Here is a 21,790-nt window from a genome sequence, read left to right on the forward strand (position 1 = left end):
GGTGTTCATAACTTCATCCAGAAAACAGGAAAAAAAATTGTAATTTTAGCACTGCAAATTCTTCCATACACCAAACTATATGTACTTAATATTTGATACCGAAACCACAGGGTTGCCAAAACGTTGGGACGCGCCAATTTCTGATACAGACAACTGGCCAAGATGTATCCAAATCGCTTGGCAATTGCATGACGAATTGGGAAACCTCATCGAACATCAAGACTACTTAGTCAAGCCCGAAGGTTTTAACATTCCGTACGATGCTGAGAAAATTCACGGAATTTCTACCGAATTGGCAGCCGAACAAGGATTTTCATTGCAAGAAGTCTTGGCAAAATTCAACATTGCACTGTCCAAAGCAAAATTTATTGTAGGACAAAATGTAGGTTTTGATGTCAACATTATGGGTGCAGAATTCTATCGCGAAAACGTTGCAAACAATCTGCAAGAGTTACCTGTATTAGATACCTGTACGGAAGATACAGCGAGTTTATGTCAATTGCCAGGAGGACGATTTGGTAAATTCAAACTACCCACACTAACCGAATTACACAATTATTTGTTCGGAGTTGGTTTTGGAGAAGCACACAACGCAACCGCCGATGTGGAAGCAACCACGCGTTGTTTCTTAGAACTCATCCGAAGAAAACAATATACGATTGAGCAATTAGATGTTTCACCAGATTATTTTGAACGCTTTTCGGAAAACAATCCGCAGCCAATTGAAATGATCGGATTGAAGCACATCAATCTCAAAAAGGCTTCTGAAAAAATACGAAAGCGACTCGAAAAAGAGCAAGGCGGAAGCGGAATTTCACAACAAGAAATAAACGAAAACCTTGAAGCCTTAAAAAATGCACCGTTTTCACACTTGCACAATCATTCGCAATTCTCAGTATTACAATCCACATCTAGTATTAGCGATTTAGTAAAAGCCGCTGGAAAATACAACATGCAAGGTGTCGCCATGACCGATCATGCCAACATGATGGGCGCGTTTCACTTTGTAAAGGAAGTGAGTAATTACAACAAAGGCATCAAAGCAAAAATTGCGGAAGCAGCCGAAAAAGGAGAAACCACCGATGCGCAACTTCTAAAACCAATTGTAGGTTGTGAATTCTTTGTGTGTGAAGATCATTTAGATAAAACCCGAAAAGACAACGGATATCAAATTGTACTCATCGCCAAAAACAAAAACGGCTATCACAATTTGGCAAAAATGTCTTCCATCGGATACACAAAAGGATTTTACTACGTACCGCGAATTGACAAAAAAGTCATTGAACAGTACAAAGAAGATATTATTGTATTGACGGGAAATTTGTATGGTGAAGTGCCAAACAAAGTATTAAACATAGGAGAAACACAAGCGGAAGAAGCATTGCTTTGGTGGAAAGAAACCTTTCAAGACGACTTGTATGTCGAAATCATGCGTCACAATCAAGAAGATGAAAATCGTGTGAATGAAGTATTGGTCAAATTGGCTAAAAAGCATGAAATCAAACTGGTGGCTACCAATAATACGTATTACATTGCTCAAGAAGATGCCACTGCGCATGATGTTTTACTATGTGTGAAAGATGGCGAAAAACAAGCCACACCCATAGGTCGCGGACGTGGTTATCGCTATGGATTGCCAAATCAAGAATACTATTTCAAGTCGCCAGACGAGATGAAAACCTTGTTTAAAGATTTGCCAGAAACCATACTTTCCATACAAGAAGTTGTCGACAAGGTAGAACCATTTGAGTTAGCTCGTGATGTATTATTACCTGCATTCGACATTCCAGAAGAATTCCAGTTTGAAGAAGACAAACACGACGGTGGAAAACGCGGAGAAAACAAATACTTACGACACTTAACGTACGAAGGTGCGAAAAAAAGATATGGCGAAATTACACCAGAAATTGAAGAACGACTCGATTTTGAACTTGCAACCATTGAAAATACAGGATATCCAGGGTATTTCTTAATTGTAGAAGATTTTATCCGCGAAGCGCGAAACATGGACGTTTCGGTTGGTCCAGGTCGTGGATCGGCAGCAGGTTCGGTAGTTGCCTACTGTTTGTGGATTACAAATATTGATCCGATGTTGTACGATCTGCTTTTTGAGCGTTTCTTAAATCCGGATCGTGTGTCCATGCCCGATATTGATATTGACTTTGATGATGAAGGTCGCGGTCGCGTAATGCAATACGTAATTGATAAATATGGAGAAAATCAAGTAGCACAAATCATTACGTACGGAACCATGGCAGCAAAATCGTCCATTCGTGATACCGCACGTGTGTTAGATTTGCCACTGAACGAAGCAGACCGAATCGCCAAATTGATTCCAAATACGAAACTGGCAAAGATTTTTGGAAAATCGGAAGCAGAACTCAAACAAAAATTTAGAGCTGAAGAAGTTCTACTCATCAATGAATTGGTGAATATTTCGGAAGAAGATGATTTGGCTGCGGAAACTGTGAACATGGCACGCGTGTTAGAAGGTTCAGTCCGTAATACGGGAATTCACGCGTGTGGCGTCATCATTACACCCGATGATATTACGAAGTTCGTTCCGGTCGCGTTGGCGAAAGATTCAGACATGTACTGTACACAATTTGATAACTCGGTGGTGGAAGATGCAGGTCTGCTAAAAATGGACTTTTTAGGACTGAAAACGCTGACGCTGATCAAAGATACGGTCAAGCTTGTTAAGTACAAACACGATGTTGAGATTGACATTGAGAACATTCCGCTTGACGACGAAAAAACATACGAGTTATTCCAACGAGGAGAAACGGTAGGCGTGTTTCAGTACGAATCGCCCGGAATGCAAAAGCACATGAAATCGCTCAAACCGACAACGTTTGCCGATCTCATTGCAATGAATGCCTTGTATCGTCCGGGACCGATGGAATACATTCCGAGTTTTATTCGCAGAAAACACGGAGAAGAAGATATTGAGTACGATTTAGATGCGTGTCAAGAATACTTAGAAGAAACCTACGGAATTACAGTCTATCAAGAGCAAGTGATGTTGCTGTCGCAGAAATTGGCCGATTTTACCAAAGGTGAAGCCGATGTCTTGCGTAAAGCGATGGGGAAAAAGCAAAAAGCCGTACTGGATAAAATGAAGCCTAAGTTTATCTCGCAAGCTTCTGAAAAAGGACATGCCGAAGACAAACTAGAGAAAATTTGGAAAGATTGGGAAGCATTTGCAGCGTATGCCTTCAACAAATCGCATTCTACTTGTTACGCTTGGATTGCCTATCAAACGGCGTATTTAAAAGCACATTATCCTGCGGAATACATGGCGGCGGTACTTTCCAACAACATGAATGATATTAAAACGATTACCTTCTTTATGGAAGAATGTAAACGTATGAAATTGGAAGTTTTAGGTCCTGATGTGAATGAATCGTTCTATAAATTTACGGTAAACGACCAAGGTGCGGTGCGTTTTGGAATGGGCGCAATCAAAGGTGTGGGACATGGTGCTGTAAAAACCATCGTGAAAGAACGTTCGGAAGGAAAATACAAATCGGTATTTGATCTGGCAAAACGAATAGATTTGCGCGCAGCCAATAAAAAAGCTTTTGAAAACTTAGCCTTAGCGGGCGGATTTGACTCGTTTGGCGATACACACAGAGCGCAATATTTCCATACAGAAAATGATGCGGTTACTTTTTTAGAAAAAGCCGTGAAATACGGTGCAAAATATCAAGAAAATAAAAACTCTGCACAAGTAAGTTTGTTTGGTGAAGCCAGCGAAGTGCAAATTGCTGAGCCACAAGTGCCGCCATGTGAAGAATGGGGAACGATGGAGAAACTAGCGCGTGAAAAAGAAGTGGTAGGAATTTATATTTCGGGACATCCGTTGGACGATTTTAAAGCGGAAATGGACTATTTCTGTAATGGCGATTTAACCTGTTTTTCTAAAATGGAAGAATTTGTGAATCGTGAAATTTCTTTTGGTGGCGTTGTGACAGAAGTGCAACACCGAGTTTCCAAAAACGGAAAAGGTTGGGCATTATTTACGGTGGAAGATTATACAAATTCGCATGAATTTAGAATCTTTGGAGAAGAATATTTAAAGTTTCGTCATTTCTTTGTGCCGAATTCATTCGTCTATATCAAAGCGTTCATTCGAGAAGGTTGGATCAATCGTGATACAGGAAAACGTGGCGATCCAAGATTGCAATTCAATTCGATGCAATTGTTGCAAGATGTGATGGAAACTGCGGCAAGAAAGCTTACGATTCAACTAGATGTAAATAAACTAAAAGAAAACACACTCGATTTTATCAACGAAATTTTAGACACACACAAAGGCGATAAATCATTACATTTTACCTTATACGAGCGTAATGAAAAAATAAAATTACAAGCACCCAGCAAAAAGAAAAAAGTAAATATTACGCAGGAATTATTGGATGCGTTGGCAGAAGAAGATATTTTGTATAAAATTAACTGATGACGTTTATTTGCTAAATGCTAAATGTTGAATTATCTGTAAAACGATTGAATTCGCGCAAATTTTTATTAATATTGAGAGTATTCAAAGAAGATTTCGATGCAATTTTTCTTCGTTTCACTCCGAAAAAACACTCGATCAAACGTTTGGTAAATTAACTGTAAAGAGTTATGAAAAAAGAAAACCTGCTCGTTTTTGATATTGACGGAACGTTGCTCGACAGCGAAAATGTGCATCAAACAGGTTTTGTAAATGCATTGCGTACGATTGGCGTAGAATTCGTGAATACCGATTGGGAAAGTTATACACATTTAACTGATAGTTTCATCGCGAAAGAAAATTATGAAAGAGACGTGAATCGTGGGTTTTCAAAACAACTATTGCAACAGTTTGAAGCTGAATTTTTAAAGGAAATCAAAGAGTGTCGTATTACGCAAATTGCAGGTGCAAATACTTTTTTACAAGAAATTATTACTCAAACGAATTACGCCGTTTGTTTTGCCACAGGTTCTATGTTGTTGCCAGCAGAATTTAAACTGAATCGTGCTGGAATTGTGTACGATCGCCCTTTACTAGAAGCTTCCAATCGTTTTTTTACACGCGAGGAAATTGTCAATTCCGCCATCGCGAAAGCAAAAAATTATTTCAACACAACCAATTTTCAACGCATTATTTCGTTAGGCGATGGAATTTGGGATGTGAAAACCGCCAACAATTTGGGCATCGAATTTATTGGAATTGGTGCGGAAAATCAAGAAAAGTTAGAAGCACACGGCGCAACAAATCATTTTGTTAATTTTTTAGTGTTTGACAGGAATTTATTGTAATTCGCTCAATAAAATACTAATTTAGAACAAATTAAACGTTCACTCACTCAAAAGTGCGGTTTACTCAATCGTACTTTGAAGTAAGCAAAACTGTAGATACTTTTATAAATATAAAGAAACTTAGAGAATGCGTTTGTTCATAATTTAACGTGAGTTCGATATAAATATTATGCTATGTACTTTATTGTTAATACATTACACTTAATGTCAAATCGAGCGCAGTCGAGATTCCTTTGAAAATATCAATTCTTAGCTGTTCTCGACTGCGCTCGAACTGACAAGTGTTTATTTTTCAGTAAATTACAAGTAAAATAAAGGTTTTTTAAGTCGAACTCACGTTAATTTAATAACTGCGCATTTGATCAAGAAGAAATTAATCTAAAAAAAGAAACAGATGAAAAAACAAGTAACATTTACACAAAAAATATGGTATGTTACCATTTTAGTATTGGCTGTATTCGCGTTCAATCCGATGTATGGACAGTCTGGAAATTCCACTTCTCAAAAGGGAAGAATCATTAAAGGAACCGTAAGTAGTCCGCAAGGACCGTTGGAAGGCGCTAACGTGATTTTAAAAGGAGAAAATCAAGGTGCAGTGACGAATAAAAAAGGAGAGTTCACCTTTCCTGTGGCGCTTGAAACAGGCGATGTGTTGGTGATTACCTATTTAGGATACGAATCTATCGAATATAAAATAAAGGCAGACACCACATTTGTAAAAGCAGTTTTATCCGATGAGGTGATTGAGTTTATGGGCGCTGTCAACACGAATAAGCGTTACAAATCGAAACGAAAAAATTAAATGTAGTTCATAAATACTTTTGTTGAATGCGTGTATTTATAACACATATATTTTTATTCGTCTTTGTATTTCAAGCAACGGCTCAAATTTCGGATTTTGATCAAATTTCCTTTGAGAAAGCCGATGAAATTGCCTTGAAATACAAAGACGAAACATTACATAATTTACCAGATTTAGTCTATAAATTAACTTCAGAATTAGACACAGATGCAGAACGTTTCAGAGCTATTTTTAAATGGGTTTGCAGCAGTGTTTCCAACAATTACAAATTATACAAACGCAACAAACGTCAGCGTTATCGCTACAAAGATGATCCTGCAGAATTGAATGCGTGGAATTCAAAATTTCAGAAAATTGTCTTTAAAAAGTTATTAAAAAACCGTTCTACAATTTGCACAGGGTACGCGTATTTAGTGAAAGAATTGGCAAATTTAGCCGATATTGAATGTGAAATGGTGCACGGATACGGCAGAACAAGTACGATCAATTTGAAAACGCTCGATTCACCCAATCATAGTTGGAATGCTGTAAAACTCAATGGGAAATGGTATTTATGTGATCCTACGTGGGCAAGTGGCATTCCGAATCCGGAAACCTATCAATTTCAATTTGATTTTAATGGTGGATTCTTCTTGTCAGACCCGAAGATTTTTGCGGTAAATCATCATCCTATTGATAAAAAATGGTTTTTAATGGAAGGTAAAACGCCCTCGCTTCAAGACTTTATGGATGCGCCTATCATTTACAACAAAGCGTATACCTATTTTAGCGATCATAGTTATCCGCAAACATTATACAATGCTGTTGAACGAAATAAAAACATCAACTTCAAACTACAGCTTCAAAAAGAGATAGAAAAAGAAGATGTCAATTTGGTCATTGAAAGTAGTTTTAGAGAACGAAAAATTTATCCTAAGCAAGTTTCTATCCAAGACAAATCGCTGAGTATTGATTATAAATTTGAATTTACGGGTTTTTACGATGTACACTTATATATTAAAGATGATTTAATTTCAACGTATACTATTGAGGTGACTCGATAAGTAGTTAAGTGACTATCGTATTGATATTTAGATAGAAATAAGAAAAATCAATTCAAACATAGTCAAAACAAATACTGGTGGTGTAAGTTTTGGAAAAATATTTGACTAATATTGCATAATGATCAAAAAAATAAAGTAAAATCATAAAAATATATAGTTATGGCATTAGAAATTACAGATGCAAATTTTGAAGAAGTAGTATTAGGTAGCGACAAACCAGTATTGGTTGATTTTTGGGCAGCTTGGTGCGGACCATGTAGAATGTTAGGACCCGTAGTAGAGCAAATTTCTGAGGAATATCAGGGGAAAGCAGTTGTTGGAAAATTAGATGTTGATGCAAATCAGAAGTTTGCAGCTCAGTTTGGAGTTCGTAACATTCCAACGGTATTAGTTTTTCAAAACGGAGAATTGGTAGGACGTCAAGTAGGTGTTGCTCCAAAAACTGCATATACAGAAGTTATTGATAAGTTATTAGCTTAAAATACACGCTGAAATAGCATATAAAAGGTTTGATTACGTGTCAAACCTTTTTTTGTTTTCTTATTTTTTAAAAGCTTTGCGCGAACTTTTACGCAGTTTCTCAAAAACGAATAATAAGTTGTACATTTATATCATCAATTAAAGAAACATAACTTGTGAATTTACAACAAGAACTCAATAAAACTGCTGGATTTAAGAATTTAGAATTGCTCGCACAACAAGTCGTAGAAGGATTTATTTCGGGAATGCATAAAAGTCCATTTCACGGTTTTTCGGCGGAATTTGCAGAGCATAAAATTTACAATTCAGGCGAAAGTACCAAACATATTGATTGGAAACTTTTCGCGAAAACCGACAAATTATACACTAAGAAATACGAGGAAGAAACCAATTTGCGCTGTCATATTATTATTGATAATTCTTCTTCCATGCATTATCCAGAAGTTGCGGATTTATCTTTAGAAAGCTTGAATAAAATTGGGTTTTCCGTACTGGCAACTGCTTCTTTGATGAATATTTTGAAAAAGCAGCGCGATGCTATCGGATTGAGTATTTATTCAGACAATTATGACTTTTATGCGCCAGAAAAGGGAAGCGAACGTCACCATCAATTGTTATTGAATGCGCTTGATACTGCTGTCACTACAAAGCGAATTAATAAAAAAACAGATACCTACACCTATTTGCATCAGATTGCGGAGAAAATACACCGCAGAAGCCTTATTTTTCTCTTCACGGACATGTTTCAAGATGGAGTAGCAGATGAAAAGCTCTTTGAAGCGTTGCAACATTTAAAATACAACAAACACGAAGTCATTTTATTTCATGTATTTGATGCCGAAAAAGAATTGAATTTCGATTTCGACAACAAACCCAAGCGTTTCATAGACGTAGAATCGGGTGCCCATATTGACATTTATGCGGATACGGTTCAAGAAAACTATCAAAAAGCAGTATCAGACTATTTTTTACAATTAAAAATGAAATGTGCGCAGTATAAGATTAAGTATATAGCTGCGGATATAAATGAAAACTTTGAAAAAATATTGCTAACGTATTTAGTTGAAAGACAAAAATTTGCATAATAATGCTAAAAAAACTTTAATTTTTTTCTAAAATATATTTGCATACAAAGAATTGTGGTGTATATTTGCAACCGCAATAAAGCAACGGTTTGGTAGTTCAGCTGGTTAGAATACATGCCTGTCACGCATGGGGTCGCGGGTTCGAATCCCGTCCAGACCGCTAAAATTGCAAAAAGCTTCTCTCTAGTGGAGAAGCTTTTTTTGGCAAAATGATTTAGTTGTGTTGTTTAAGGTAAATCCTTGATTTACCTTGGTTTAGTAGTTAAACCAATGAAAAGCTTTCCTTTTTTCTTCATGAAAATAGGGATGCTTTTTTATTTTAGCGAAACTCGGTTTTCAAAAGTCCGAAGGACGCATTGAAAACCGTAAGTTGAGCTAATCCCAACGCAGGTTGGGATCTTTTACAAAGAACTTCTACTTCCCAACAGGAAACACATTATTTTTTTGAATCTCTAAACAAAGAAGCTCAAAGGACGCACGCAAAGTTGTAAGTTGAGCTAATCCCAACGCAGGTTGGGATCTTTTACAAAGAACCTCTGCTTTCTAATAAGAAACACACTGTTTCTTTTGAATTCCCAAACAAAGAAGTCCGAAGGATGCATTGAAAACCGTAAGTTGAGCTATTGGCTGTCTTAAAAGTTCTAAAAGTCGTCATTCTGGACTTGATCCAGAATCTCATTGAAGTGATTTTCAACTGTTATGAGAAACCGATTTTTCTACAATCTTTATAAATTCTATATAATTTAATCAAGCTTTCGGATTTGACCTAAGAATTACACAATAATCATTTTAAACAGCAAAAACCTCTCTATTGTGCCAATCTAATGATTCTGCCGAAGGATGCCATGTAGTTTTCTGTGGGAGTATAATTTTTTTTCCATTAAACTGTGATAAAGAAAATACAGAATCATTCTCTCTTATAGTTGGTGAAACTCGAACTGTATAGTCTTGATGTATCGTGATTAGACCTCTGTCAAGGGCTCTGTGTAGATTTGGTGATAATGACAAACCATTTGTTATAGTATCATCATTTGAAATACTAAAGGGAACAATATGGCATGCGTCCACCATTTGTGCGTTTTGTTTGGATGCTATTTTCATTCCTGAAATACAGCAACTGTAATTATATATTTTAGGAATTGTTCTTTTGAATAAACCGCCTCTAATGAATAATTCTTCTACATAATCATCGCCGTTCAATGTAGCTTTTAACTTTTTTAGGTTACTTTGGTATTCAATTTTATTTTCATTCAAAATTTGGTGTTCAATCTTAACTTCTTCACTGTTCAGCTGGTTAGAAGCATAATTTACTTTAGAATCAGGGAAGTATTCATCAAGTAATGCTGCTTCAAATAGTATTCTACTTGGAGGATTTAAAAGAAATAAAAATAAGTTTTCGTCAATTTCAGCAAAGTCAATAGCATCATTAAGACTCTTGAAACTCTTAATACTTTTTGATGTATTTACGATCAGTTCCATATCAGATTTGGTATGTAATGACCAAAATGATTCGCTTCTTAGATGAAAAAATGGCAAAGCAAAATTAGCTATATGTTGACTGTAGACTAATTTATCCCAATTATGTTTGAAAGAAAGTAAAAGTTCTGGCGTAATGAAGATTCTATTTGAATGAATTTCTCCTTTACTGATAAGTTCTAATATTGATAGTAATAATATAGGTTTGTGAGGTGCCCTACCAAGGTTTTTATTAAAACCTCTATTTAAAGTTTTAAATTTATGTAAATATATAGAGAGCTGTTCTGTCATTTAGTTTTTATTGCCTACTCTATAAAGCTACTTATATTCTAATTCATAAAAAAATCAATAGTTAAAATTTGTAATGTTATAAGAAGTAGTGAATTTCTATTGAACTATAATTTGTTTTACATTTTTCAACTAAAAAATTAGTTCAAACTAAAAAATTAGTTATATTTGTATTGTTGAACTAAAAATTTAGTTGAAAATACCCATACAGTTTATGAAACAATTGACGAAAGCAGAAGAGGAAATCATGCAAATTCTGTGGAAACTAGAAAAAGCAAATGTAAAAGCCATTATTGAAAATTTTAAAGGCACAAAACCTGCCTACAATACGGTTTCCACGATTGTGCGAATTCTGGAAAGCAAAGGATTTGTAGGTTATGAAAAGGTAGGGAAAGGACATGTTTATTTTCCATTGTTGCCACAATCTGAATACAGCAATCAGTCAATTTCAAAATTGGTGAACGGTTATTTTCAAGGATCTTTTAAAAGTATGGTGTCGTTTTTTATGCAGAAAAATGATATCAGTATGGAAGAATTAGAAGAAATACGCAAAGAAATTGAAAAAAATAATCAGAAATCATGATTACATATTTTATAAAAGTTGTTGCATTCCAATTACTATTCTTGCTGAGTTATGATTTATTTCTCAAAAAAGAAACCTTCTTCAATTGGAACCGAGTTTACCTTATATTTTCATCATTGATTGCCTTTGTACTGCCATTTATCAAACTTGAAAGCTTTCAAAATGTAGTGCCACAAGAGTACATAATATTATTACCAGAAATTGTGCTCACTCCTGAAAAAGCAGTCGCCACAATTGAACCTACGTGGAACTGGTTTTTAATTGTGGGAATTGCAGTTAGCAGTCTATTATTTATCTATAAAATTGTACAATTGGCAACACTCCGTTTCAAAGGACGCTTTGTAAAACGGGAACAGTACACGGTGATTATCATACCAAAAAGTACCTTGGCATTTTCAATATTCAACTATGTGTTTGTCGGAGAAGAAATTGAAGAAGCGAAGTTAGAAGATATTCTCTCACACGAATTGGTACACATTCGCGAAAAACACTCACTAGACTTGCTATATTTTGAACTTTTGCGCATTCTGTGCTGGTTCAATCCATTAGTATACATCTATCAAAAACGAATTTCAGAAGTACATGAATACATCGCTGATGCAGCGGTCGTCCGAAACAAGGACAAATCCGATTATTATGAAAAATTGTTGGCGGAAGTCTTCCAAACACAACAATTTTCGTTTACCAATCAATTTTTTAAACATTCACTAATTAAAAAACGAATCATTATGTTAACAAAACAAAAATCCCGTCAAATTTTAAAACTAAAATACTTAGTATTAGTGCCAATGCTCATTCTGTCCTTAGTATACACTTCTTGTGAAGATACTACCGTGTCTGAAGTAGAAAATACCGAGGCCAATGTAGAAAAGATGAGTGCCAAAGTGGCCCAAGCGGTAGAAGATTTTAATGCCTATAGCGAAAGTGTAAAAGGTGTCGAAATGATGACAAAAGAACAATACACCAAACTAGGCGATTTATCAAAGCAACTTTTTGAATCGCGACGTGAATTGGCAATTGCAAAAGGTGAAGAACCTGAAGTGTTACATGCAAACGGATGGAATTATGATGACTATGTAGTGGCTCGCAAGAAAAGCATACAAGAAAATGTAACGTATGATGAGTTTGAAAAAGAAGCCGTTTCATCTAAAGACTTAGACAAAGTGCCTGTACATCCTAACTGCGAGGGTAAAGTATCGCAAAATGAGCTAAAAGAATGCTTAAACATTTCAATTCAAAAGCATATTATGCAAAATTTTGATGTAAAACGTGCTGAGAGTGTTGGTTTGGTTGGCAGACAACGAATCATTATAAAATTTATGATTGATAAAAATGGTGACGTCTCTAATGTGTTAGCTAGAGCGCCACATCCAGCTTTGAAAGATGAAGCAGAAAAGGTAATAAACACGCTTCCAAAATTTAAACCAGGCATGAAAGATGGAAAACCTAAGAGTGTGAAATTTGCAATCCCAATTGTGTTTCAAATAGAAGAATAATTACTTTATGTATGAATAAAATACTTATCACATGTATACTTTGCATGAGCATTTACAAAGTCGGAGCGCAATCTTCGACTTTGTTTGTGGCAGATAGTTTGTATCAACTCGGAAATTATTCGAAAGCCATCAAACTGTATCAATCGGTTGAAACGAGTAGTTACGCAAATGCACAAATCGCAAAAGCCTACAAAGCATTAGGAAACTCTAAAAAAGCGATTGAAAGCTATGAAAAAGTGCTCAAAATAGATTCACTCAATACACTGGTTTTGTATGATTATGGAAGATTATTATTTACGACAGGAAAATTAGAAAAATCACTCACAATCTTTGAAAAGCTACAATCAAAAGATACACTGAACCCAAATTTTCACTACCAAATTGGCTTGGCGAAAGAAGCCTTGCGGGAAGAAACGTTCCTGCAATCCTACCAAAAAGCGTTTCAGTTGGATGCACAACATCAAAAAAGCATCTACAAATTGATCAAAAACTACATGGAAACGCAACAGTTTGAAAAAGCAGCACGTTTTATAAAAACGGGTTTGGCAAATAACGAAGAAGACGTTAAAATTATGGGGTTTAAAGCGCAATTATTCTATGCAAAAAAGGAACACAGAAACGCATTGTTTTGGTTTGAAAAACTCATGAATCGAAAAAAAGCAACGCAATATGTGTATGAAAAAGCAGCATTTTCAGCCTATCGTTTGGGACGTATTTTAAAAGCGATTCAATATTATGAAGAAGCGCTAAAACGCGATAAAGGAAATTATTACTACCATTCGCAATTGGCAAAATTGTATTATCAAGATGGAATGATTGATAAAGCCGAACATCACGCATCACAAGCAATTGTGGGAAAAATGACCGATCCTTCAGGCGATTATTATATTTTGGGAATGGTGCATTTTGATCGAAAAGAATTTCAAAAAGCTATGAAACTCTTCAATATGGCATTGGAGGAAAATCCAGACTACGAATTGGCACAATTACGCTTAGCGCAAGTGGCAGACAATTATTATTCTGATGTAAAGGCAAAACTAAAAATGTATACGCGTTTCCTAGAAAAATTTCCAAAAGCTACAACCGAAATCAAAACCATTGTCAATACGCGAATTCGTGAGTTAAAAGAAGAAATTCACCTAAAATCAGAATAAACAAACCAAAAGTTGCGGCAAACTATTGAAAAGTTGTATTTTTCATGATATTTGTATTGATGAAACAACTTTGGACATATTGCGTATTTCTGTTCCTGTGCACGTCTTGTGATTTTTTCCAGAAACCTGTCGTTTCCCAAGAAACCATTGTCGCACAAGAAAAAGAAAGTATCAATTTGAATACAGTAGATGTGTTTCCTTCATTTTCAAACTGTGACAGATTGGAAAAAGAAGCGCAAAAAACATGTTTTTTTCAAACACTAACCGATCAAATTCACACACAACTTACCCAAAATAATTTTCGTGTTACCAAAACCATTCGCGATACTATAAAAGTTGAATTACACATTGATACCTTGGGAATCATCAACGTTTTTTCCATCAATAAAAACGCAAAAACGACCAAACATATTCCAACGTTAGACAGCTTACTGAAAGCTAGTACGCAAAACTTACCAAAAGCTTCTCCAGCATATAAAAGAGGTATTCCTGTACAAACAAAATTCATCTTGCCTATCATCTTAAATGTAGAAGAACAATAGTTTTGATTCAAAGATTCAAAGATTGAAAACTACATGAGTAAATTGTATCTTCTGTTAAAAAAGAATAAAAAAATGATCTTTTGGTAAGAAACCCATAAAAAAATTGTAAATTTACACAACACACTAGGTAAAATTACTAAAACATGGAAGCTTTAACCCTTACGAGCTATATCGACAACCGAAACGACTCGCCGCAAAACAAACTAAAAATTATTCACGCCACTAGAAACGGTGTTACACGTTCACAATTAAAAAAGTTCAGTTTGCGTGTAGCCTTGCCACTCACAAAAATATCAGAAATCGTTCCTGCGTCATACTCAACGTTATCCAAAAAGACGAGTTACGACAAAGAAGTCAGTGAGCGTTTGTTCGAAATTGCCGAAGTGTACTCAAAAGGTTTTGAAGTGTTTGGCGATGAAAAAAAATTTACCAGATGGCTCAACAAAAAAAGCAAAGTGTTAGGCGGGCAAACTCCTTTTTCCCTTTTAGATACCAGTTACGGCGTAAAACTAGTTATTGATGAAATACGACGTATTGATTACGGAATTTTTGCTTGATGATTGTATTTAGAATTGACAGAGCCAAACGAAAAAACAACTTACTTTCGGGAATTGGTGCAGAAAAAATCGGTGGCCGTTGGAATGAAATTGGAACGCGTGCCATATACACTTCACAACACATATCTTTATCGTATTTGGAAGTTGTCATGCATTTAGACATTACGGAAGATTTGCCAGACGATCGTATATTAGTACATGTTGAAATTCCAGCGGAAGTTTCAGTATATCAACTTCAAAAACTTCCTAAAGATTGGAATACCTTTCCATACAACAGTAAAACGCAAGAAATCTTTACCAAATTTGTCACAGAAAATAAATTTGCAGTACTCCAAGTGCCTTCTGCCATTGTAAAAGACGAATTCAATTATATTTTAAACCCACTACATATTGATTTTCATAAAATCCGCGTTGTAAAAGTTCAAAAATTTAGTTTTGACTCCCGTTTATACCATGAAAAGTAACATAATTATCTATTGTTAGGATATTCATTAATCCAATTGAACCCTCTGTTAATCAGCTTAAATTTCTTCAAATCATATTGTGTTGCTTTGATGAATAAAGTGTCTTTTTTACGTGTGCCGCTCAATGTAAGTATATTGTCTTTTAAGGTATATTTAAAATTGTAAATATCAGTAGAATCTCTATAGTTTTTTACACGCATTGTTTTAGCAACGGTATCTAGCTCCATCGACAGCCAAAGTGCATTATGATCCATTCTGTAAGCATTGAAAGTATTTTGGCGTTGAAACACAATTCGTCTCCATAACGTATCATTAGTCACCAACATTGGAATGGTATCTTTATTCTTTTGAAAATGTTCAATTTCATAAATTCCATACAGCGGCGGTTTAGGTGTATTCGGTCCGTATGCAGCATTGGCTTCCACAACTTGGCCTATAATTCCATAAAAGAAATGCCCAAGAATAATTAATTTCAATACAATACTTGCACCGTTATATTCAGGCTTTGTAAAATACTTTGGAAAGCTTCTTGGAGTCGTAGCAGCTTTTGTAAAAAATACTGCAAAAATGCGTTTCCAATCTTGTAAAAAGATGAAAAGTCCAAAAAACAGCAAATGAAAAGAGTAGGTTTTTACGGGAATATCATAACACATGTTCATCATGAATACATTTAGCATTACGCCAAACGCCACCAATCCGCCCAAGGTACGCGTACGTCTAAAAATCAATAACAGTCCCGCTGTAACTTCTGCTACGCCAGAAAATATGGTATATGCTTTGGATGCGCCCATAAACGTCCAAGCAATTCCCATAGGTGACGAATGTCCATAAGGTTGAATCAATCTTCCTAAATGAGGCGCAGGGAATTGAAGTGGAATTATTTTATAAAATCCATAACTAAGCATTGAAAACAGCACATAATACGCCATATAGATGACTAATATTCGCAATAGTTTTGTATAGTTTTTTCGTTTACGATCAATAAACGTCCAAATGATGGCTCCGATAACCGCCAAAAACACACATGAAAATAATTGGACATAATTATAGGTCATATCGCCACTTCCAGTAATAGGACTTTCACTTGGCAATTCAACACTAAAAAACAAATCTCCCATAAAGGGAACTAAATTTCCCCACAAGGTATCTGTTAAAAATTTAGTGACATTCTCTTCTAAATACGTAAAAGCATCTAATGGAAACGGAAACGCATATAATAATACGTGAAGAAAGAAAAAGCGAAATCCTATTTTTTGGAAAATATTCCAAGTGGGTGTGGTGTGCATGTGGTAATCTGTTGGTTATACATTTAAAGTTAGAAAAAAATAGAGTGCCACACGCTTTTTTAAGAAACATTAAGAAAACTTTCTTACTTTTTAAAGGTTCTATTCTTCCAAGTATAGGTTGAAAACAGCGATTTGCAAAAGATAAAAATAGTCATATACGGATAGATGCATGCGCTCATTAACATGTAAACGGGCTTTATTTTTTGCTGTGTAAATTGTAATGTTTGGAGTAAAAACACACTGTCAAGTACAATTTTAAACATAAATACAGCAAAAAGAAATCTCCATGAAATAGCGGTAAATACTAGAAAAGGAAGCAAACAACACAGTAAATTCATCAGTAAAACGATGATTCCAACAAATTTTCCAGTTCGCAAGTTGTAATTAGCACTTTTGGAAGCCCAACGTACACGTTGCGAAACAAATGCTTTCCAAGAAGCTACAGGAAACGTGTTGACTATTGCATTTTTTGATTTAAGATAGACTACTTTTTTAGGCCATTTTTGAATGAATTTTTCAAGAAGAAATACGTCGTCGCCACTGGCAATGTTGTCATTTCCTGAAAATCCTTGTACTTCTAAAAAAGCAGCTTTTTGATAGGCCAAATTTGCGCCATTGCACATAAAAGGAAATCCTGCGCCAAAACTTCCGATTGTGGTTCCTTGAAGACTTAAAAAATCAAGCAATTGAAAATAGCTGAAAAAAGATATCGTTGTTGTGTATGTGACTGGAGCTGCAATCATTTTTGGGTTTTCCGCTGCAATTTTTTGATGGAAAGCAGCAAGCCAAAATGTTGGTAACATACAATCTGCATCTGTGGTCACAATCCAATCGCTTTTAATTTTTGAAATTGCAGTAGAAATTGCATCTTTTTTTGGCGAATGGGAAACACGTTTATTTTGTAAAATTTGGAGCTTCCAAGTTGGGTTTTCACGGCAGAATTTTTCTATGATTTTAACAGAATCATCTTCGGATTCATCATTTACAAGCCAAAAAGAAACCTTGTCTTTTGGATAGTGCAATTCTTTGATAGATTGCAATAATTTGGGAAGCTTTTGCGCTTCATTTCGAAAAGGAATAATCACAGAAAATACAGTTTTTGTTTCTGTAACTTGTTTCTTTTGAATTGGCAATTTGGTAAAACCATAATTCAAACTCAGAATCAACAAAGCATAACTTACACCTACAAAAAGAAGCAAACCCAACATCATGAAACAACGGGTTTTTGAGAAGTTTGCACAGGTGTAAATTTCAGCACAAAATAACTTCCCACAATACTCGGCAGTACAAAATTGAGCAACCACATTAAAGAAATCACAGAAAGGATGTGCAATTCGGAAACATTGAGATAGCCAAAAAGCCACACGGCAACACTTCCTTTCACAACTACATCAAAAATAAACAACATCGGAATTAGTGAGGTTATCAAATACATCGCGGTAATGACACTCATCGCAATAACATACGAAGTGTTCAATCCAAAAAATAGCAACAAGACATACAACTGATGTGAAAAAATTACATAACGCATCACGGAGAAGCTGAGGTTCTTCACATGAATTTCCCCAGAAACATTTCGCAAAAAACTACGAATTCGTTCCCATGAAAAACGACCAATTTGAAATCGTTTTTGTTTTATTACCAACAGAAAAATTCCACTCAAAACCATCAAAATCATCACAGCACTTACTAATTTATTCCATGGCAATTCAATTCCAAATTGAAGTACAAAAAATGTCAATCCAATCACACCAAAAAATACGGTTGTGAGCAATTGTGCTAAGTTTCCGAGAACGTTCAAACCGACGACGCGTTTTCGCTCAGACTTCTCAAAATACAAGGCTTTTGCGCCGTATTCGCCTACGCGATTTGGTGTAAACAACGAAGCTGTCAATCCACCCAACGTATGTGCGGTACTTTCCCAAAGTGAAATCGGTTTTATAGCGTTTACGAGTGTTTTCCACTTTACAATCTCTAAAAACCAATTAAAAAATGTAGCGATCAAAAGTCCAAAAATAATTTCAGGATGTAACAGTTGAGAAGTTTCAAGTTGTGTTAAAAAGGTATCAAAATCTAATTGCGCATTGTTCGCTAATTTATCATAAATAAAATAGGCAGCACCAATAAGTATTGCTACTTTTATTGCCAACGCTAAGAATTGCTTAGTTTTGTGTGATCCCGAAATCTGCATGTTGCAAAGTAACACATTTCGGAAAACAAATGAATCATGAAGCTGCGTTTCGTGATGCTGATACGGGTAAAATCAATGAATTCAGAGAAAAAAACAATCAAAACAGAAAAAATCATTCTAGGAATTGATCCTGGAACTACGATTATGGGTTTTGGATTGATAAAAGTTGTGGGGAAAAAGATGCACTTTTTGCAACTGAATGAACTTCAACTTCAAAAGTACAAAGACCATTATTTAAAGTTAAAACTGATTTTTGAACGCACGATTGAATTGATAGACACCTACAATCCTGACGAAATCGCGATTGAAGCGCCATTTTTCGGAAAAAATGTACAGTCCATGTTAAAACTTGGGCGCGCGCAAGGAGTGGCGATGGCAGCAGGTTTATCACGCGAAATTCCGATCACAGAATATTCTCCCAAAAAAATTAAAATGGCAATTACTGGAAATGGAAATGCGAGCAAAGAGCAAGTTGCCAAAATGTTACAAAGTTTGTTGCAACTCAAAACGCTTCCCAAAAACCTAGATTCTACCGATGGTTTGGCGGCGGCAGTTTGTCATTTTTACAATTCAGGTAGAGTGGAAATTGGCAAAAGTTATTCGGGTTGGGGAAGTTTTGTAAAACAAAATGAAAAGCGTGTTAAAAAGTAATTATTCCCATAAACTCTAACTAATATGTATGAATACCAAACTAGAATTTTGTAAAACCTGCGTCAACCGATCATTTTCTTCCGCAAATGGTATTGTATGTGGTTTAACAAATGAAAAACCGAACTTTGTACTAAATTGTCCCGATTTTGAAAAAGATATCAAAGAAGAAAAGCGCATTGCAGATAGGAAAGCAATGTTAGAAGCGGAAGAAGTGTACGACGATAATGGGAAATCTGTTCCAACTTGGAAAACTATATTAAGTATTGTCATATTTATAATAGTAGTCGTACGATTGATTATGCGTTTATCAAAATAAAAAAAGAAAAATATCGCTGGAATTTATATACATATCCCGTTTTGTAAGCAAGCCTGTCATTATTGCGATTTTCATTTTTCTACTTCGTTGGCGAAAAAAGATAAAATGATGAATGCGTTGCAGAAAGAATTGCAATTGCGTCAAGCGGAATTGGAAAACACAACCGTAGAAACTATTTATTTTGGTGGCGGCACGCCAAGTGTACTTTCGTTAGCAGAAATCAATCAGATGCTGGAAACAGTGTACAAATACTATACAGTTTCTGAAGCTCCAGAAATTACCTTAGAAGCCAATCCAGATGACTTGACGGAAACAAAAATTAAAGAACTTTCTAAGTCTAAAATAAATCGTTTAAGTATTGGTATTCAGTCCTTTTTTGAAGAACATCTAGCGTTGATGAATCGTGCACACAATGGTGTAGAAGCGAAGCAATGCCTTGAAATTGCCACACAGTATTTTGACAATATTACCATCGACTTGATGTACGGCATTCAAGGCATGACCATGGAACAATGGAAAACCAATTTGGAAACGGTTTTTAACTTTGACATTCATCATATTTCCAGTTATGTCCTTACGGTAGAACCGAAAACTGCATTGGAAAAATTTATCCGACAAGGAACGTACAAAGACGTTTCTGACGAAGCATCGTTGGCACATTTTAATATGTTGGTGGCAGAAACTCAAAAACAAGGCTTCATTCAATATGAAATTTCAAGTTTTGGCAAACCCACGTACTTTTCCAAACACAACACTTCGTATTGGAAAGGCGCGAGTTACTTGGGAATTGGTCCAAGTGCACATTCGTATCAAAAAGGAAGTAGAAGCTGGAATGTTTCTAACAATGCAAAATATTTAAAAAGTATTGAACAAAATATACTTCCTATCACCACAGAACAACTTTCCAAAGACGATCAATACAACGAATACATTATGACAGGTTTGCGGACGATTTGGGGAATTTCGTTGCCGTATATCAAAGAAAATTTTGGCGAAAGCTACTTGAATCACACACATAAAATAGCGAGATTACATTTGCAAGAAAAAACACTGCTACAAGAAAAAAACACGTTAAAATCTACTCAAAAAGGAAAATTTTTATGTGATGGCATTGCGGCAGATTTCTTTAAGGTGTAAATCTATTTTTGTTAAATGTTAAATGTTGAATGTTGAATGTTGAATGTTGAATGTTGAATGTTGAATGTTGAATGTTGAATGTTGAATGTTGAATGTTGAATGATTTTGCGTGCATTAAATTTAGATCGAATTAAAATTTCAAAAACAGATTTTTAAAATTCATTCTTAGGTTGAAAATCAATTCGTATTTTTGCACTATGATTTGTACCATTCAACGTAAAAGCGCCAAACATCAAATAGATTTATCAAAACCTTTAGACATTTCCATTCCACTTCGAGCGTCCAAAGACAATGTAAATGCTTGGTATATTGGAGAGCCAACAATTGAGCCAGTGCGTTCAGATGATTGGGTTGGAAGCGTGAAAGAAGGTGGCGATGTCAATTTTAATAATATTTATTTCAATCCGCATTCACACGGAACGCATACAGAATGTGTGGGACATATTACAGAAGAAGTTTACTCCATAAATAAACACTTAACACAGTTTTTCTTTTACGCAGAACTCATCACGGTAGTATTGGAAAAAAAGGGAGATGATTTTGTCATTTCTAAAAAACAATTGCAGTCCATCATCGGAAATAAAAAGCGAGAAGCGATTGTCATTCGTACGTTGCCCAATTTTAACGAAAAGTTGCACAAGCAATATTCACATACCAATCCACCTTATTTAGATGAACAAGCTGCCATATATCTTCGCGAGAAAGGTATTGAACACTTGTTAATCGATTTACCGAGTGTAGATAAGGAAAAAGATGAAGGAAGATTGTTAGCGCACAATGCGTTTTGGAATACTGCGGGAACACTGCGCATGAACGCAACCATTACAGAATTTATTTTTGTGGCAAATGCTATTGAAGATGGCGCGTATTACGTAAATCTTCAAATTGCACCGTTTGAAAATGATGCGACGCCAAGCAAACCTATATTGTATAAGATTTTATAATTAAAT

At 35.4% G+C, this 21,790-nt stretch carries 20 protein-coding genes and 1 tRNA gene; 17 read left to right on the forward strand and 4 right to left on the reverse strand.

The features are described 5' to 3' along the window. The first annotated feature begins 79 nt into the window (after nucleotides 1-79). From dnaE to KORDIASMS9_RS09070, 7 genes are all read left to right on the forward strand, one after another. A complete protein-coding gene (gene dnaE, locus KORDIASMS9_RS09040) occupies nucleotides 80-4,462 on the forward strand; it encodes a DNA polymerase III subunit alpha (RefSeq protein ID WP_114902539.1) in 4,383 nt (1,460 codons plus the stop codon). Between the two features lie 170 nt (nucleotides 4,463-4,632). Next, nucleotides 4,633-5,289 (forward strand): HAD family hydrolase, encoded by a 657-nt coding sequence (locus KORDIASMS9_RS09045; protein ID WP_114902540.1) that lies wholly within the window; start codon nucleotides 4,633-4,635, stop codon nucleotides 5,287-5,289. A 394-nt stretch (nucleotides 5,290-5,683) separates the two neighbouring features. Then, a complete protein-coding gene (locus tag KORDIASMS9_RS09050) occupies nucleotides 5,684-6,091 on the forward strand; it encodes a carboxypeptidase-like regulatory domain-containing protein (protein ID WP_205318047.1) in 408 nt (135 codons plus the stop codon). Between the two features lie 26 nt (nucleotides 6,092-6,117). Beyond that, nucleotides 6,118-7,134, forward strand: a complete 1,017-nt coding sequence (locus KORDIASMS9_RS09055) for a transglutaminase domain-containing protein (protein ID WP_114902541.1) — start codon at nucleotides 6,118-6,120, stop codon at nucleotides 7,132-7,134. A gap of 159 nt (nucleotides 7,135-7,293) precedes the next feature. Continuing rightward, nucleotides 7,294-7,614, forward strand: a complete 321-nt coding sequence (gene trxA, locus KORDIASMS9_RS09060) for a thioredoxin (RefSeq protein ID WP_114902542.1) — start codon at nucleotides 7,294-7,296, stop codon at nucleotides 7,612-7,614. Nucleotides 7,615-7,769: 155 nt separating this feature from the next. Beyond that, on the forward strand, nucleotides 7,770-8,699 hold the full coding sequence (locus KORDIASMS9_RS09065) for a DUF58 domain-containing protein (RefSeq protein WP_114902543.1): 930 nt from the start codon (nucleotides 7,770-7,772) through the stop codon (nucleotides 8,697-8,699). Between the two features lie 86 nt (nucleotides 8,700-8,785). Continuing rightward, a tRNA-Asp gene (locus tag KORDIASMS9_RS09070) sits at nucleotides 8,786-8,859 on the forward strand. A gap of 629 nt (nucleotides 8,860-9,488) precedes the next feature. Here KORDIASMS9_RS09070 and KORDIASMS9_RS09075 read toward each other — a convergent pair. Then, nucleotides 9,489-10,466, reverse strand: a complete 978-nt coding sequence (locus KORDIASMS9_RS09075; RefSeq protein ID WP_114902544.1) for an HNH endonuclease — start codon at nucleotides 10,464-10,466, stop codon at nucleotides 9,489-9,491. A gap of 211 nt (nucleotides 10,467-10,677) precedes the next feature. Between KORDIASMS9_RS09075 and KORDIASMS9_RS09080 the strand changes: the two genes are divergently transcribed. The 6 genes from KORDIASMS9_RS09080 to KORDIASMS9_RS09105 all read left to right on the forward strand — a co-directional run bounded on the left by KORDIASMS9_RS09080 (nucleotide 10,678) and on the right by KORDIASMS9_RS09105 (nucleotide 15,259). Then, nucleotides 10,678-11,046: a BlaI/MecI/CopY family transcriptional regulator gene (locus KORDIASMS9_RS09080; protein ID WP_114902545.1), complete on the forward strand. Its 369-nt coding sequence runs from the start codon at nucleotides 10,678-10,680 to the stop codon at nucleotides 11,044-11,046. Further along, the gene (locus KORDIASMS9_RS09085; RefSeq protein ID WP_114902546.1) at nucleotides 11,043-12,542 is read left to right on the forward strand and encodes a M56 family metallopeptidase; all 1,500 of its coding nucleotides are present in this window, start codon (nucleotides 11,043-11,045) and stop codon (nucleotides 12,540-12,542) included. Before KORDIASMS9_RS09080 ends, KORDIASMS9_RS09085 begins: the two co-directional genes overlap by 4 nt. 44 nt (nucleotides 12,543-12,586) lie before the next feature. Further along, a complete protein-coding gene (locus KORDIASMS9_RS09090) occupies nucleotides 12,587-13,696 on the forward strand; it encodes a tetratricopeptide repeat protein (RefSeq protein ID WP_162819849.1) in 1,110 nt (369 codons plus the stop codon). Nucleotides 13,697-13,755: 59 nt separating this feature from the next. Then, nucleotides 13,756-14,238, forward strand: a complete 483-nt coding sequence (locus KORDIASMS9_RS09095) for a hypothetical protein (RefSeq protein ID WP_114902548.1) — start codon at nucleotides 13,756-13,758, stop codon at nucleotides 14,236-14,238. A gap of 143 nt (nucleotides 14,239-14,381) precedes the next feature. Then, entirely contained in the window at nucleotides 14,382-14,795 is a 414-nt protein-coding gene (locus KORDIASMS9_RS09100; RefSeq protein WP_114902549.1) for an antitoxin Xre/MbcA/ParS toxin-binding domain-containing protein, read from the forward strand. Beyond that, complete coding sequence (locus tag KORDIASMS9_RS09105) at nucleotides 14,795-15,259, forward strand: RES family NAD+ phosphorylase (RefSeq protein WP_114902550.1); 465 nt, start codon at nucleotides 14,795-14,797, stop codon at nucleotides 15,257-15,259. The genes KORDIASMS9_RS09100 and KORDIASMS9_RS09105 overlap by 1 nt, the downstream gene beginning before the upstream one ends. Before the next feature lie 5 nt (nucleotides 15,260-15,264). On the opposite strand, the gene KORDIASMS9_RS09110 is transcribed toward KORDIASMS9_RS09105, so the two are convergent. From KORDIASMS9_RS09110 to KORDIASMS9_RS09120, 3 genes are all read right to left on the reverse strand, one after another. Beyond that, nucleotides 15,265-16,545: a hypothetical protein gene (locus KORDIASMS9_RS09110; protein WP_114902551.1), complete on the reverse strand. Its 1,281-nt coding sequence runs from the start codon at nucleotides 16,543-16,545 to the stop codon at nucleotides 15,265-15,267. Nucleotides 16,546-16,628: 83 nt separating this feature from the next. Then, nucleotides 16,629-17,756, reverse strand: coding sequence for a glycosyltransferase (locus tag KORDIASMS9_RS09115; RefSeq protein WP_114902552.1), 1,128 nt, complete (start codon nucleotides 17,754-17,756; stop codon nucleotides 16,629-16,631). Next, nucleotides 17,753-18,736 (reverse strand): lysylphosphatidylglycerol synthase domain-containing protein, encoded by a 984-nt coding sequence (locus KORDIASMS9_RS09120; RefSeq protein WP_114902553.1) that lies wholly within the window; start codon nucleotides 18,734-18,736, stop codon nucleotides 17,753-17,755. Before KORDIASMS9_RS09120 ends, KORDIASMS9_RS09115 begins: the two co-directional genes overlap by 4 nt. 96 nt (nucleotides 18,737-18,832) lie before the next feature. Here KORDIASMS9_RS09120 and ruvC point away from each other — a divergent pair, with 96 nt between their 5' ends. The 4 genes from ruvC to KORDIASMS9_RS09140 all read left to right on the forward strand — a co-directional run bounded on the left by ruvC (nucleotide 18,833) and on the right by KORDIASMS9_RS09140 (nucleotide 21,784). After that, nucleotides 18,833-19,387, forward strand: coding sequence for a crossover junction endodeoxyribonuclease RuvC (gene ruvC / locus KORDIASMS9_RS09125; protein WP_114905191.1), 555 nt, complete (start codon nucleotides 18,833-18,835; stop codon nucleotides 19,385-19,387). 28 nt (nucleotides 19,388-19,415) lie between these two features. Beyond that, nucleotides 19,416-19,703: a hypothetical protein gene (locus tag KORDIASMS9_RS09130; RefSeq protein ID WP_114902554.1), complete on the forward strand. Its 288-nt coding sequence runs from the start codon at nucleotides 19,416-19,418 to the stop codon at nucleotides 19,701-19,703. Between the two features lie 12 nt (nucleotides 19,704-19,715). Beyond that, the gene (hemW, locus tag KORDIASMS9_RS09135) at nucleotides 19,716-20,840 is read left to right on the forward strand and encodes a radical SAM family heme chaperone HemW (protein WP_114902555.1); all 1,125 of its coding nucleotides are present in this window, start codon (nucleotides 19,716-19,718) and stop codon (nucleotides 20,838-20,840) included. Between the two features lie 197 nt (nucleotides 20,841-21,037). Continuing rightward, nucleotides 21,038-21,784, forward strand: coding sequence for a cyclase family protein (locus KORDIASMS9_RS09140; RefSeq protein WP_114902556.1), 747 nt, complete (start codon nucleotides 21,038-21,040; stop codon nucleotides 21,782-21,784). Nucleotides 21,785-21,790 lie beyond the last annotated feature (6 nt).

It is taken from the genome of Kordia sp. SMS9, assembly GCF_003352465.1.
Classification (GTDB): Bacteria; Bacteroidota; Bacteroidia; order Flavobacteriales; family Flavobacteriaceae; genus Kordia.

What these genes read in the sequence shown, in the direction of transcription:
- dnaE (WP_114902539.1), top strand. Translation starts at nt 80, where the DNA reads ATGTACTTAATATTTGATACCGAAACCACAGGGTTGCCAAAACGTTGG.
- KORDIASMS9_RS09055 (WP_114902541.1), top strand. Translation starts at nt 6,118, where the DNA reads ATGCGTGTATTTATAACACATATATTTTTATTCGTCTTTGTATTTCAA.
- KORDIASMS9_RS09075 (WP_114902544.1), bottom strand. Translation starts at nt 10,466, where the DNA reads ATGACAGAACAGCTCTCTATATATTTACATAAATTTAAAACTTTAAAT.
- KORDIASMS9_RS09095 (WP_114902548.1), top strand. Translation starts at nt 13,756, where the DNA reads ATGAAACAACTTTGGACATATTGCGTATTTCTGTTCCTGTGCACGTCT.
- KORDIASMS9_RS09110 (WP_114902551.1), bottom strand. Translation starts at nt 16,545, where the DNA reads ATGCACACCACACCCACTTGGAATATTTTCCAAAAAATAGGATTTCGC.
- KORDIASMS9_RS09105 (WP_114902550.1), top strand. Translation starts at nt 14,795, where the DNA reads ATGATTGTATTTAGAATTGACAGAGCCAAACGAAAAAACAACTTACTT.
- KORDIASMS9_RS09080 (WP_114902545.1), top strand. Translation starts at nt 10,678, where the DNA reads ATGAAACAATTGACGAAAGCAGAAGAGGAAATCATGCAAATTCTGTGG.
- KORDIASMS9_RS09120 (WP_114902553.1), bottom strand. Translation starts at nt 18,736, where the DNA reads ATGCAGATTTCGGGATCACACAAAACTAAGCAATTCTTAGCGTTGGCA.
- KORDIASMS9_RS09140 (WP_114902556.1), top strand. Translation starts at nt 21,038, where the DNA reads ATGATTTGTACCATTCAACGTAAAAGCGCCAAACATCAAATAGATTTA.
- KORDIASMS9_RS09045 (WP_114902540.1), top strand. Translation starts at nt 4,633, where the DNA reads ATGAAAAAAGAAAACCTGCTCGTTTTTGATATTGACGGAACGTTGCTC.
- KORDIASMS9_RS09085 (WP_114902546.1), top strand. Translation starts at nt 11,043, where the DNA reads ATGATTACATATTTTATAAAAGTTGTTGCATTCCAATTACTATTCTTG.
- KORDIASMS9_RS09100 (WP_114902549.1), top strand. Translation starts at nt 14,382, where the DNA reads ATGGAAGCTTTAACCCTTACGAGCTATATCGACAACCGAAACGACTCG.
- trxA (WP_114902542.1), top strand. Translation starts at nt 7,294, where the DNA reads ATGGCATTAGAAATTACAGATGCAAATTTTGAAGAAGTAGTATTAGGT.
- KORDIASMS9_RS09090 (WP_162819849.1), top strand. Translation starts at nt 12,587, where the DNA reads ATGAGCATTTACAAAGTCGGAGCGCAATCTTCGACTTTGTTTGTGGCA.
- KORDIASMS9_RS09115 (WP_114902552.1), bottom strand. Translation starts at nt 17,756, where the DNA reads ATGATGTTGGGTTTGCTTCTTTTTGTAGGTGTAAGTTATGCTTTGTTG.
- KORDIASMS9_RS09130 (WP_114902554.1), top strand. Translation starts at nt 19,416, where the DNA reads ATGAATACCAAACTAGAATTTTGTAAAACCTGCGTCAACCGATCATTT.
- KORDIASMS9_RS09050 (WP_205318047.1), top strand. Translation starts at nt 5,684, where the DNA reads ATGAAAAAACAAGTAACATTTACACAAAAAATATGGTATGTTACCATT.